The organism is Microbacterium sp. SORGH_AS_0969 (genome assembly GCF_030818255.1).
Taxonomy (GTDB): Bacteria; Actinomycetota; Actinomycetes; order Actinomycetales; family Microbacteriaceae; genus Microbacterium.
Genome location: NZ_JAUTAG010000001.1, coordinates 1919816 through 1933061, shown reverse-complemented (window position 1 = coordinate 1933061; position 13246 = coordinate 1919816). Strand labels below are relative to the sequence as shown.

The window sequence follows — 13246 nt, the reverse complement described above, 5'->3', positions numbered from 1 at the left end:
AGCCCCCCTCGCCGTGTCGGACCCCCCGGATAGCGTCGAGAACCTCGACCCCGATCGAGAGGAGACCGGATGCCCTCGTGGCCCGAACACGTGATCTGGTGGCACGTCTATCCGCTGGGCTTCGTCGACGCCCCGATCCGCGAGAACGAGGGTCCGGATGCCGCGCCGGTGCACCGCCTCGACCGCCTCGAGCCGTGGCTCGACCACGTCATCGAGCTGGGGCTGAACGGCCTGTTGCTGGGACCGGTGTTCGCCTCCGAGACGCACGGCTACGACACGGTCGACCACTTCCGCATCGACCCGCGACTGGGCGATGACCGGGACTTCGACCGACTCGTCGCGGCGGCTCGGGAGCGTGGCATCCGGATCCTGCTCGACGGCGTGTTCAACCATGTGGGGCGCGGTCACGCGGCTTTCCGGGACCTGACCGAGAACGGGCCGGGCCTGTTCCGCGGGCGTTGGATCGACGGACGGTTCGAGGCCGACGTGTTCGAGGGGCATGACGCGCTCGTCGCGCTGGATCACTCCTCCCCCGCCGTGGTCGACCTCGTCGCCGACGTCATGTGCCACTGGCTCGAGCGGGGCATCGACGGCTGGAGATTGGATGCCGCGTACGCGGTGCCGTCGTCGTTCTGGGCCGAGGTGCTCCCCCGCGTGCGGGAGCGCTTCCCGGAAGGGTGGTTCCTGGGCGAGGTGATCCACGGCGACGCTCCGGCGATCGTGCGGGAGTCGACGATGGACTCGCTCACGCAGTACGAGCTGTGGCAGGGGATCTGGCACGGCATCGCCGACCGCAACCTCTTCGAGCTGCGGCACGCCATCGAGCGCCACGACGAGATGCTGCGGACCTTCGTGCCGCAGACGTTCGTCGGGAACCACGACGTCACGCGGATCGCCTCGGCCGTGGGTCGCGACCTCGTGCCGCATGCCCTCGCGGTGCTCTTCACGGTCGCCGGGACGCCGTCGGTGTACGCGGGCGACGAGTTCGGGTGGACGGGAGTGAAAGAGGAACGCGTCGGGGGCGACGACGCGGTGCGACCCGCGTTCCCCTCGACCCCCGGGGAAGCGCAGGGCGACGAGCGCATTCTGCAGGCCCACCGCGCGCTCATCGCGCTGCGCCGCCGGAAGCCGTGGCTGTGGCGGGCGCATACCGACGTGATCGAGGTCGCCAATACCGCTCTCGCCCTGCGGACGGCGGTCGGCGATGACGCGGTCGTCGTCGCGCTGAACGTCGGCGACGAGCCGGTGTCGCTGCCGGTCGCGGACGGGCTGACCCCCGTGGCCGGCGAGGGGTGGCCGATGGACGGGCGCGTCGAGCTCGCGTCGCGCGGGTGGGTCGTCCTGGAAGCGTGACCCCCTCGGGGTCCCTGAGCATGTCGAAGGCAGGTCCCTGAGCATGTCGAAGGCAGGTCCCTGAGCCTGTCGAAGGGACCGGGGCCGTCGCACCCCGGTGGCTTCGACAAGCTCAGTCACCTCACGCCACCCCTGCCGGAGGCGGCTTTGACGAGCCCTGCCACCGCCTACCGCGACCCGTGACCGTCCTCGCTCCGCGGGTCAGGCGCCGACGCGGAACCGGTGCTCGGGGCGACCCGTCGAGCCGTAGCGCAGACTCACCTGCACGAGACCCCGCTCGGCGAGAGCGGTCAGGTGGCGTTGCGCGGTCGCGCGCGAGACGCCGATGCGCTCGGCCACCTCGGTCGCCGAGGCCTCGTCCGCGCCGAGAGCGGCGAGCACCGTCTGCTCGGTGGCCGAGCGCGCGAGCGACGGCCCCTCGCGCTCCCCGCGCATCACGGATGCCGCGCGGTCGATGTCGTCCTGCGACAGGGGCCGCGAGCTGGTCAGCAGGTTGCGGTATCGCGCGTAACGGTCGAGCCGCTCCGCGAGCACGCGCGTGTCGAAGGGCTTCACGAGGTAAGCGAGCGCCCCGGCGGTGAAAGCACGCCGGACGGTCTCGGCATCCGTCGCCGCGGAGAGGACGAACGCGTCGATCCCGGCCGAGCGGACGAGCTCCACGCCGTCACCATCGGGCAGGTACACGTCGGCGACCAGCAGATCGGGGCGGTGCGCGGCGAGGGCGGCTCGGGCCTCGCCGACCGTGCGCGCGGGCTCGAGCGCGACGAAGCCGGGGCGCGCGGCGACCGCGTCACGGTGCAGTCCCGCGACGCGGAAGTCGTCGTCGACGACGAGGACACGGATACCGGTCATTCGTTCTCTCCTCGAAGGACTCCGGGCAGACGGGCTGCCACGACGGCGCCGTGACCGTCGCCACCGGGATCGACGACCCACACGTCGCCGCCCCGGCGTCGCGCGAACTCGCGCGAGAGCGGCAGACCGATACCGAGGCCGTGGACAGCCGAGGGGTCGTCGTCGCGCTCGCGCGGGGCGAAGGCGGCGTCGACGTCGGCGATCCCGCCCCCGGTGTCGGTCACCGTGAGCACGATCGCGTCACCGTCGCCGAGCACGGCGACCTCGACCTCTCGAGGTTCGGGGCCGGATGCCGTGGCGGTCACGGCGTTGTCGACGAGGTTTCCCAGCACGGCCACGACGTCTTCCACGTCGTCGACGGTGCCGCGGAGGTAGGTGTCGTCGGAGACGCGCAGAACCACTCCCCGTTCGCGCGCGGCGAGCGCTTTCGCGCCGAGGAACGATTGGAGCATCGCGTCGCCGACGAGGTCGATCCCCGGGACGGCCCAGTCCACCGAGCCGCGGTCGACGAGGTCGGCGAGGAACGCGCGAGCCTCGTCGGCGCGGCCGGCGTCGAGCAAGCCCACCGCCGCGTGCAGGCGGTTGGCGTTCTCGTGCCGCTGCACACGCAGGGCGTCTCCCATCGCGCGGACGCTGTCGAGCCTCCCCGACAGCGCGGCCACGTCGGTGCGGTCGCGCAACACCGCGACCCGGCCGAGCGCGCGAGCGCCGCGGCGCACCGGGCGTACGTCGATGAACACCACCCGCCCTGCGACCGGCAGCCCCGTGCTCGCACCGTCACCGGCCAGGGCCGCGGCGACGGCCGGGGCGAGATCGAGGTCGGAGAGGGGGCGGCCGACGGCATCCGTGATCCCGAGAAGGCGCTCGGCGGTGAGGGTGCACACCCGCACGACCCCCGTCTCGTCGATCGCGAGGACGCCCTCGTCGGCTCCCTCGAGAACGGCGGTCTGGGTCTGCACGAGGGCGACGAGCTCCTCGGGCTGGACGCCGAGGGTGAGGCGCTCGAGTCGGCGGCGCATGAGCAGCGCGACGAGCGCCCCGATCGCGACGGCGAGCGCCACGGCCACGGCGATCCCGCCGACGAGCGCGGGCAGATCGTCGAAGACGCTCGCGCGTTCGAAGCCGACGCTCACCTCACCGACCGGCGGGCCCCCGTCGGGCGCGTACACGGGCACCTTCGCCCGCGCGGACTCCCCGAGCGTGCCGGTCTCCCACGTCACGACCTCGCGCCCGGCGAGGGCATCGGCGAAGCTCGTGCTGACGACCTGTCCGAGGCGGTCCGGATCGGGATGGGCCAGACGGATGCCGTGGTCGTCGGTGATCACGACGAACAGGCCGCGCGTGCGCTGGGTGACGTCGGCGGCGTAGTGCTGGAGCGTGCCGTCGCGGAGGGAGGCGGCATCCGGAGTCCCCGGGTCGGCGGAGTACCGGGCGACGAGGTCACGTACCTCGGGGGCCTCGGCGACCGCGCGGGCGATGTTGAGCGCCGACGAGTCGGCCTCGGCCTTGAGCTGTTGCACGCCGAGCCAGGCGAACACCGCGGTGCACACCGCGACGACGGCGATCTGGGTCGCGATCTGCACGACGAGCATCCGGGTGGCGAACCGCATGGGGACCTCCGGGTTCGGCGTCGTCGCGCGCGGCGGTGACCGCGACGGCGTGCGCGAAATGCGCAGAACACACGGTACGCGCATAACCCCGCGCAATGCGAGCAAGCGCGCGGTCGAGGTCTCGGCATCCGTAGGGTCGCCGCATCGAGAGCGCGAGAGACGCGCCCGTCCCGACGAAGGAGTCGCGATGACCCCCCTGATCCTTGCGGCCGAAGCCGAAGAGTACGCGGTGGCCTACACGCCCGCCGACGGCGTGCTCGTCGCCCTCGGCTTCCTCATGGTCCTGTCGTTCATGGCGCTGATCATGACGCGGCGCCTGACCCCCATGGTCGCCCTCATCGTGGTGCCCACGATCTTCGGCCTGATCGCGGGGGCCGGCCTCGGACTCGGCGACATGGTGATCGACGCGATCAGCAAGATGGCGCCCACGGCGGCCCTGCTGATGTTCGCGATCATGTACTTCGGCATCATGATCGATGTCGGCCTGTTCGACCCGCTGATCCGCGTGATCACGCGCGTGCTGGGCGACGACCCGGCCAAGATCGTGCTCGGCACGGCGATCCTCGCCGGCGCCGTCTCGCTCGACGGCGACGGCTCGACCACCTTCATCATCACGACCTCGGCGATGCTGCCGCTCTACCTGCGCCTGGGGATGAGCCCCGTCGTGCTCACCTGTGTCGCGGGCCTGATGAACGGCACGATGAACATCGTCCCGTGGGGCGGTCCGACCGTCCGCGCGGCGACCGCACTGGGCCTCCAGCCGACCGACGTCTTCGTGCCGATGATCCCGTCGCTGCTCGCGGGCCTGGTCGTCTCGCTCACGTTCGCCTGGTTCTTGGGCCTCGCCGAGCGCAAGCGCCTCGCGGGCGTCGTCGACACCTCGAAGCTCGACACCCCCGGGGTCTTCGGTCGTCTCGGCGCCCCGAAGCTGTTCCGCGGAGCGGAGCCCAAGCCCGGCGCCGTCGCGTCGCTGCGCACCGGCAACATCGTCACCGTCCGCGGGGGCCGCGACGCCGTCGCCGCGACCCAGCTGGTCGACACCGCCGACACCGCGATGGCCGACACGATGCTCGACCCGCACCGCGCCACCCTCCGCCCGAAGCTCATCTGGTTCAACCTCGCGCTGACTGTCGCGGTGATGGTGCTTCTGGTGATGGACATCTTCCCGCTCGCGTTCGTGTTCATGGTCGGCGCGGCGCTCGCCCTCATCGTGAACTTCCCGAAGCTGCGCGGCCAGGCCGACGAGATCGTCGCCCACGCGCCCAGCATCGTCGGGGTCGTGTCGATGGTGCTCGCCGCCGGTGTCCTCGTGGGCGTGCTGAACGGCACCGGCATGGTGACGGCGATGGCTTCGTGGATCACCGAGGTGATCCCGTCGTCGATGGGACCCTTCCTCGCGGTCATCACCGGCGTCCTGTCGATCCCGTTCACGTTCTTCATGTCGAACGACGCGTTCTACTTCGGCATCCTGCCCGTGCTCGCCGAGAGCGCCGCCAACTACGGGATCGCGCCGGTCGAGATGGCCCGCGCGTCCATCACGGGCCAGCCCGTGCACCTGCAGAGCCCGCTGGTCCCCGCGATCCTGCTGCTCGTCTCGCTCGCGGGCGTCAACCTCGGCGACCACCACAAGAAGGTGCTGTGGCGCGCGACGATCGTGTCGCTCGTGATGCTCGCCGTCGGCGTGCTGGTGGGCGCGGTGCCGCTGTTGGGCTGAACGTTTCGCTCGGGAGGGCCCTGGATGCCACGGCATCCGCGGCCCTTCTGTGTCGGGCGGGGCGAGGGGCGGGCCGGGACCGCGTCGCTGGCGCCGTCGGGTGGACGCATAAACGCTATTCGCGCACAGAAACACGTGCACACCGCGTTTATGCGAGTGGATCGCGTTTATGCGCCGCGCGGGCGGCGGCACCGGGGAGGGGCGCGGGGGCGGCGGCGGGGGCGGGGACGGGGACGCTAAGGGCGGTCGGCACACGCTCGACGCCCGCGAACAAGCACGCGAGCGAACGGCGCACCTCAGCGCGCCAGCGGCGCCGACGACCGCACGACGAGGCGCGTCGGCAGCGGCGTGCTCTCGGTCACCGTGTCGGGTTCTTCGACGAGCAGCAGCACCTTCTGCATGAGGATCTCGCCGAGAGCGGCGAAGTCCTGGCGCACGGTGGTGAGCGACGGGTAGACGTACGCGGCCTCGGGAACGTCGTCGAAGCCCACCACCCCGATGTCCTCGGGCACACGCAGCCCGCGCTCGCGCAGCGCCGAGAGCACGCCGATGGCCATGTGGTCGTTGGCGACGAAGATGCCCTCGCCCGGCGACAGATCGGCCTCGGATGCGATGCGGTAGCCGCTCGCCGCCGACCAGTCGCCGTGCACGGCCGGGGTCGACTGGGCGCGAGCGGCCGCGATCTCTTCGCGCCACCCGCGGATGCGCTCGACGGCGTCGGGGTTGCGGGCGGGACCGGCGATGTGGCGGACGGTGTCGTACCCCGCCTCGAGCAGGTGCCGGACGGCGCTGCGCGCCCCGCGGTACTGATCGATCGCCACGAGCCGCGGGTGGGGACGAGCGCTGGCCGCCGCCGCGACGATCGGGACGTCGATGTCGAGCGCCTGGACCGCCGCAAGCACTTCGGTGTCGACCACGACGAGGACGATGGCATCCACCCGCTGCTTCAGCAGACCGTCGATGGCCGCGCGGACGGGGGCCACGTCGCTCTGCGGGGAGCTGATCGCGTCGACGTTGTAGCGCGCCGCTCGCGCGGCGAAGTTGAAGTTCGTCGCGATCGACGTGGGACCGTAGTCGACCGTGCCCGGGGTGACGAGGCCGATCGTGCGGGTGCGGCGGGTGACCAGGGCGCGAGCGGCGGGCGAGGGGCTGTAGCGCAGCTGGGCGATCGCCTGTTCGACGCGCGCTCGGGTGGCCGGCCGCACGTTCGGCATGTTGTTGAGCACGCGCGAGACCGTCTGATGCGACACACCGGCGAGACGCGCGACATCGAAGATGTTGGCGGTCCGTGAGGATTTGTCGTCAGGCACCGCTGCCCTCGTCTCCGCTCGTGTGGCCGGCCACGAGCGCGAGCAGCGCGTCGGAGGTGAGGTCGGCGGCGGGCACGATCTGCGCGAGCACGCCGTCGCGCATCACCGCGACCAGATGCGCGACGCGCAGCACCTCGTCGAGCTCGGCCGAGATGTAGACGATCGACAGGCCGTTGTCGCTCAGCTCGCCGACGAGCCGCTGGATCTCCGCCTTGGCCCCCACGTCGATGCCGCGCGTGGGTTCGTCGAGCACGATGAGCCGTGGCGACAGCGCGAGCAGCCGCGCGAGGAGCACCTTCTGCTGGTTGCCGCCCGACAGCGTTCGAACCGGTCGGTCGATGTCGGCGGGTCGGATGTGGAGCGCCTCGACCCAGCTCATCGCCAGCTCGCGACGCCGTGCGGTGCTCAGCCGATGGAAGATCCCGCGCTGCGCCTGCAGCGCCAACGTGATGTTGTCGAGGACGCTGAGATCGCCGATGACCCCCTCGGTGCGACGGTTCTCGGAGGAGTAGGCCACGCGACGGCGAATCGCCTCGCGCGGGGAAGACAGGCGGACGGGCTCACCGTCGATGAGCAGCTCCCCGCCGTCGGGGCGGTCGACTCCGGTGAGGGAGCGCGCGAGCTCGCTCCGGCCGGATCCGAGAAGACCCGCGACCCCGATCACCTCTCCCTCGGCGATGTCGACGTCGGCTTCACGAAGACGGACCCCGGATGCCAGCCCCCGGGCGCTCAGCACCGAGGGCCCCTCGGTGGTCTCGACCTCGCGCTGGCCGAGCGGCGCGAGGACGTCGGCGGTCGCGCCGAGCATCTTCTCGACGAGATCGATGCGCAGCAGCTCGCGGGTCCCGTACTCGCCGACCAGGCGTCCTCCGCGAAGGACGGTGACGCGGTCGCAGATCTCGTACACCTGATCGAGGAAGTGCGAGACGAAGACGATCGCGATGCCCTGCGCCTTGAGGTCGCGGATGACGCGGAACAGTTCGGCGACCTCGTCGGCATCCAGGCTCGACGTCGGCTCGTCGAGCACGAGCACCTTGACCTCGGTCGAGACCGCGCGGGCGATCGCCACGAGCTGCTGTACCGCCAGGGGGTGCGACGACAGGACGGAGGCCGGATCGACGTCGACGCCGAGCGAGGTCAGCGCTTCGACCGCCCGCTCGCGCATCGCACGGTGGTCGATGACGCCCCATCGTCGGGGCTCACGGCCGAGCGAGATGTTCTCGGCCACCGTGAGGTTCGGCAGCAGATCGATCTCTTGGTAGACGGTGGAGATTCCGACCGCCTGCGCGTCGGCCGGAGAGGAGAACCGCACGTCACGGCCGTCGAGCTCGATCCGCCCGGAGTCGAGACGGAGGGCACCGGTGATCGCCTTGATCAGCGTGGACTTGCCGGCGCCGTTCTCGCCCATGAGCGAGTGCACCTCGCCAGGGAGGAGGCGGAAGTCCACGTCGGACAGCGCCGATTCGACACCGAAACGCACCGTCGCTCCGCGCACCTCGAGGAGGGGCGGAGCGACGGTGGACATGGGGTCAATCATGCCCGCGTGAAGCGGTGATCGCTAACACGGCACGGGAGCATCACCGGCTGAGCGCGGAGCGCGACACGATGATGCGCTGCACCACCACGAACAGCAGCAGGAGCGCACCGACGGTGATGCGCGTCCAGGACTGCTCGGCGCCCGAGAACGAGATGATCGTGCGGATGAGGCCGTAGACGAACACGCCGATCATCGAGCCGATCACGAACCCGCTGCCGCCGGTGAGGAGCGTCCCCCCGATGACGACCGCGGCGATCGTGTCGAGCTCGGTCCCCACGCCGTTGAGGGGGTATCCGGCACCGGAGTACGCCGTCAGGACGATGCCCGCGAGGCCCGCGCACACGCCGCTGATGACGTAGACCGACAGCTTCGTCCGGACGACCGGGAGACCCATGAGTCGTGCCGACTGCTCGTTGCCGCCGACCGCGTACACCGTGCGGCCGAAGCGCGTGTACCGGAGCACGAAGGCCGCGATCGCGACGGTCAGGAGGGCGATGATGCCCGTGGGGGTGATGTACCAGCCCGCGAACGAGAATCGCGTGGACTGCAGCCACAGGATGCCGTCGTTCTCGACCTTGATCGACTCCAGGCTCACCACGAACGCGAGGCCGCGGGCGAGGAACATGCCGATCAACGAGGCGATGAACGGTTGCACGTCGAAGAACTGCACGAGCACACCGATCAGCAGCCCGATCGCGGCACCGATGAGCACCATCGCGGGGACGGCCACGGCCACGGGGACCCCGTCACCGAGCAGCTTGGCGCACAGGATGCCGGTGAACGCCATGACCGCGCCGACCGACAGGTCGATCCCCCCGGTGAGGATGACGAAGGTCATACCCACGGCCAGAACGAGGAGGTACGCGTTGTCGAGCAGGATCGACGACATGATGCGCGGCAGCTGGAAGTTCGGGAAGTAGGCCATCGAGCCCGCGATCATGATGATCAGGATGGCCACGGCGGCGAACACCGGGACCCACGAGATGTGACGGCTGAGGAAGCGCCGGTACGCGCTCGTCGACGACGCGGCGCCGCGCTCCGGGGCGGTGAGAGTGGTCATCAGGACAGCACCTTTGCGTCAGGACGGCGGGTGAGCGGGCGGGCGGCGGAACGACCGGCCGCGTGGAAGAACGAGCGGAACCGCGGCGACTGCAGCAGCACCACGACGAGCACGGCCGCGGCCATGAACACGGGGCTGACCGCGGGCGGGACGCCCAGGAAGGTGATGGTGCTCTTGAGCGTCTGGATCGTGAACACGCCGACGACGGTGCCGGCGATGCTGAACTTTCCGCCCGCGAGCGAGGTGCCGCCGAGGACCACCGCGAGGATGGCATCCAGTTCGATATAGAGCCCCGCGGCGTTCGCGTCGGCCGCCATGATGTTCGAGCTGTAGAGGATGCCGGCGATACCCGCGAGAGTGCCGCTGGCGATGTAGGCACCCCAGATGATGCCGCGCGAGCGGACGCCAGCGAGACGGCTCGCCTCGGGGTTGATACCGACCGCTTCGGTGAGCATGCCGAGAGCAGTACGACGCTCGAGGACCCCGACCACGATCACGGCGACGATCGAGACGTAGAAGGCGAAGGGCAGGCCCAGCACGTATCCCTGCGCCATGAACTGGTACGGATCGCTGTTGATCGTGGTGATGAAGCCCTTGGTGATGAGCAGGGCGACCCCGCGGCCGGCGAGCATGAGCACGAGCGTGGCGATGATCGGTTGGATGCCGAGCACCGAGACCAGGAAGCCGTTCCAGACCCCGAGCAGCAGGGCCGTGCCGACCGCGGCGACGATCGCGATCATCACGACGCCGAGGTTCCCCGGTTCGGGGGACGCTTCGATGATCGTGAGCGCGACGGCACCGGAGACCGCCATGATCGCACCGACCGAGAGGTCGATGCCGCGCGTGGCGATGACCAGCGTCATGCCGAGCGCGACGAGCATGAGCGGTGCGCTGTTGCGCAGGATGTCGATCAACGACCCGTACAACTGGCCGTTCTGCACCGTGATGCTGAGGAACGAGGGCCGCGAGATGGTGTTGACGGCGATCAGCGCGATGAGCGCCGCGATCGGCCAGACCAGGCGGTGCGTGAGGAACTTCTTCATGCGATCTTCTCCCGATCGGACGGCGATGTCTCGGGGGCGGTTGCGGGCGTGGTCGTCTCGGCCTGACCTTCGGCGATGTACGCCACGAGGCCGTCGAGATCGACGTCCTTGGTGGCCAGTTCGCCGATTTTACGACGGTCGCGGAGCACGGCCACGCGCTGGGCGAGGCGCAGGACCTCTTCGAGCTCCGACGAGATGAAGATGACCGACAGGCCCTTCTCGGCGAGCTCGGCGACCTTGCGCTGGATGTCGGCCTTGGCGCCGACGTCGATGCCGCGCGTGGGCTCGTCGAGGATGAGCAGCTCCGGTGCGGTGGCGAGCCAGCGGGCGAGCAGCACCTTCTGCTGGTTGCCACCGGAGAGGTTGCGGATGAGGGCGTTCGGGTTGGCCGGGCGAACGCCGAGAGCGGTGATGTACTCGTCGACGATCGCCTGTTTCTCGGCGGCGCCGACACGACGGAGTGCGCCGCGGCGGGCCTGCACACCGAGGATGATGTTCTCGGCCACCGTGAGGTCGCCGACGATGCCCTCGGCGCGACGGTCCTCCGACGAGAAGGCGATGCCGCGGTCGAGCGCGTGGCGGGGCGATCCGGTGCGCGCCGATGTGCCCGCCACCTCGATCGACCCGCCGTCGGTGCGGTCGGCCCCGGCGATGAGTCGCGCGAGCTCGGTACGGCCGGAGCCGAGGAGTCCCGCGAGCCCGACGACCTCGCCCCCAAAGACTTCGAGGTCGACGGGCTCGAGGGCGTTCTTGCGGCCGAGGCCGACGGCGCGCAGCACGGGGGTGCCGGAGCGGTCGATGGGGCGCTCGGCGCTGGCAGAGATGGCATCCAGTTCGCCGAGCTCGCGGCCGATCATCTTGGCGACGAGTTGCTCGCGGCCGAGTTCTTCGACGGGGTACTCCCCCACGAGCGTGCCGTTGCGGAGCACGGTCAGGCGGTCGGATATCTCGTAGATCTGGTCGAGGAAGTGCGAGACGAACAGGATCGCGACGCCGCGATCGCGGAGATCGCGCACGACGCCGAAGAGCTGCTCGACCTCGCCGCGGTCGAGGCTGGACGTGGGCTCGTCGAGGACGAGCACCTTGGTGTCAACGACCATCGCGCGGCTGATCGCCACGAGCTGCTGGATCGCGATCGAGTGGCTGGCGAGGATCGAACGGGTGTCGATGCGCACGCCGAGCTCGGAGAGATGACGTTCGGCGGCCGCGTGGGTCGCCTTCCAATCGATCATCCCCGCGCGGCGGACCTCCTGACCGAGCATGACGTTCTCGCCGACGGTGAGGTTCTGGCAGAGGTTGACCTCTTGATAGACGGTGGCGATGCCCGCCGCCTGTGCGTCGGCGGTGGCGCGGAAGAGCCGCTGCTCGCCATCGACGCGAATGGTGCCGGCGTTGATGCCGTAGACACCGGTGAGGGCTTTGATGAGCGTGGACTTGCCGGCGCCGTTCTCGCCCATGAGGGAGTGGACTTCGCCGGGGTAGAGGGTGAAGTCGACCCCGTCGAGGGCCTTCACTCCGGGGAAGGAGATGCTGATTCCTCGCATCTCGACCACGGTGGCCCGCGGGCCGAGGGCCGCAGCAGCACGTTCGGATGTCATGCTCGATCGCTTTCTGGGGTACCGGGAGGGTGTGCGGGGCCGGTTACGGCCCCGCACACCCCGGGAGGGAGGGATCAGTACTTGCGGTCGGGCAGAGCGGCCTTGGCCTGCTCCTGGTCGAACGCCTGGTCCTCGACGATGTAGCTCTTGTCGACGGACTCGCCGGCCACGACCTTCTTGACGACCTCGGCGACCTTGTCACCGAGCAGCGGGTTGCACTCGACGATGTAGTTGAACTCGCCGTCGGCCAGGGCGGTCATGCCGTCCTTGACGGCGTCGATCGTCACGATCTTGATGTCGGTACCGGGCTTGAGGCCGGCGGCCTTGATCGCGTCGAGGGCGCCGAGGCCCATGTCGTCGTTGTGCGCGAACAGCACGTTGATCGTGGAGCCGTACTTCTGCAGGAAGCCCTCCATCACCGTCTTGCCCTCGGCGCGGGTGAAGTTGCCCGTCTGCGAGTCGAGGACCTTGATGTCGGTGCCCTTGATGGCCTCGTCGAACCCGGCGGCACGGTCGGTCGCTGCCGACGAGCCCGTGGTGCCCTCGAGCACGACCAGGTTGGTGGGCGTCTTGCCGAAGTTGTCGGCGACCCAGGTGCCCGCGGTCTCGCCTTCCTTCTTGAAGTCGAGGCCGACCCAGCTCGCGTACAGGTCTTCGGGAGCGGAGACCGTGCGGTCTTCGAGGATGACGGGGATGTTGGCATCCTTCGCCTCCTTCAGCACGTCGTCCCAGCCGTCGGTGACGATCGGCGCGAGCACGATCGCGTCGACGCCCTGGTTGATGAAGCTGCGGACCGCGGCGATCTGCGCCTCGGGCTTGTTGTCGGCCGCGTTGAAGATGAGGTTGAAGCCGTTCGCCTCGGAGAACGCCTCCTTCATCGACTCGGTGTTGGCGCTGCGCCACCCGCTCTCGGAGCCGGTCTGCGCGAAGCCGACGGTGATGACCTTGTCGTCGCCGCCCCCGCCGCCGGCGGTGTTGCCCCCACCGGCACAGCCGGCCGTGGTCAGAGCGATCGCGCCCACCAGAGCGAACCCGGCAAGAATCTTCTTCGCCTTCATGTTGAAACCTCCTCGTTTCGCCGGCACCGCTGCCGGTTCATGTGATGCAGCCCCCTCGGGTGGGCTGACTCGTGAATGTTAGCGCTCACACATTCAGCTGTGTCAAGAGAT

General features: G+C 70.0%; 10 protein-coding genes. 2 read left to right on the top strand and 8 right to left on the bottom strand.

Features of this window, described 5'->3' with window-relative positions; all coding sequences use genetic code 11:
* Positions 1-69: 69 nt before the first annotated feature.
* Positions 70-1353 (top strand): alpha-amylase family glycosyl hydrolase, encoded by a 1284-nt coding sequence (locus QE388_RS08955; protein ID WP_307384855.1) that lies wholly within the window; start codon positions 70-72, stop codon positions 1351-1353.
* A 201-nt stretch (positions 1354-1554) separates the two neighbouring features.
* Here the strand turns inward: QE388_RS08955 and QE388_RS08950 are convergent, their stop codons facing one another.
* Both QE388_RS08950 and QE388_RS08945 read right to left on the bottom strand, forming a co-directional pair.
* Entirely contained in the window at positions 1555-2205 is a 651-nt protein-coding gene (locus QE388_RS08950; protein ID WP_307384853.1) for a response regulator, read from the bottom strand.
* Entirely contained in the window at positions 2202-3815 is a 1614-nt protein-coding gene (locus QE388_RS08945; protein WP_307384852.1) for a sensor histidine kinase, read from the bottom strand. The genes QE388_RS08950 and QE388_RS08945 overlap by 4 nt, the downstream gene beginning before the upstream one ends.
* A gap of 187 nt (positions 3816-4002) precedes the next feature.
* On the opposite strand from QE388_RS08945, the gene QE388_RS08940 reads away from it, so the two are divergent.
* The gene (locus QE388_RS08940) at positions 4003-5529 is read left to right on the top strand and encodes a CitMHS family transporter (protein WP_307384850.1); all 1527 of its coding nucleotides are present in this window, start codon (positions 4003-4005) and stop codon (positions 5527-5529) included.
* A 296-nt stretch (positions 5530-5825) separates the two neighbouring features.
* Here the strand turns inward: QE388_RS08940 and QE388_RS08935 are convergent, their stop codons facing one another.
* From QE388_RS08935 to QE388_RS08910, 6 genes are all read right to left on the bottom strand, one after another.
* Complete coding sequence (locus QE388_RS08935; protein ID WP_307384848.1) at positions 5826-6839, bottom strand: LacI family DNA-binding transcriptional regulator; 1014 nt, start codon at positions 6837-6839, stop codon at positions 5826-5828.
* The gene (locus QE388_RS08930; RefSeq protein WP_307384846.1) at positions 6832-8364 is read right to left on the bottom strand and encodes a sugar ABC transporter ATP-binding protein; all 1533 of its coding nucleotides are present in this window, start codon (positions 8362-8364) and stop codon (positions 6832-6834) included. The genes QE388_RS08935 and QE388_RS08930 overlap by 8 nt, the downstream gene beginning before the upstream one ends.
* Before the next feature lie 52 nt (positions 8365-8416).
* On the bottom strand, positions 8417-9436 hold the full coding sequence (locus QE388_RS08925; RefSeq protein ID WP_307384845.1) for a sugar ABC transporter permease YjfF: 1020 nt from the start codon (positions 9434-9436) through the stop codon (positions 8417-8419).
* Entirely contained in the window at positions 9436-10479 is a 1044-nt protein-coding gene (locus QE388_RS08920; protein ID WP_058595352.1) for an ABC transporter permease, read from the bottom strand. Before QE388_RS08920 ends, QE388_RS08925 begins: the two co-directional genes overlap by 1 nt.
* A complete protein-coding gene (locus tag QE388_RS08915) occupies positions 10476-12077 on the bottom strand; it encodes a sugar ABC transporter ATP-binding protein (RefSeq protein ID WP_307384840.1) in 1602 nt (533 codons plus the stop codon). Before QE388_RS08915 ends, QE388_RS08920 begins: the two co-directional genes overlap by 4 nt.
* Positions 12078-12151: 74 nt before the next feature.
* Positions 12152-13135, bottom strand: coding sequence for an ABC transporter substrate-binding protein (locus QE388_RS08910; protein WP_275796870.1), 984 nt, complete (start codon positions 13133-13135; stop codon positions 12152-12154).
* Positions 13136-13246: the final 111 nt, after the last annotated feature.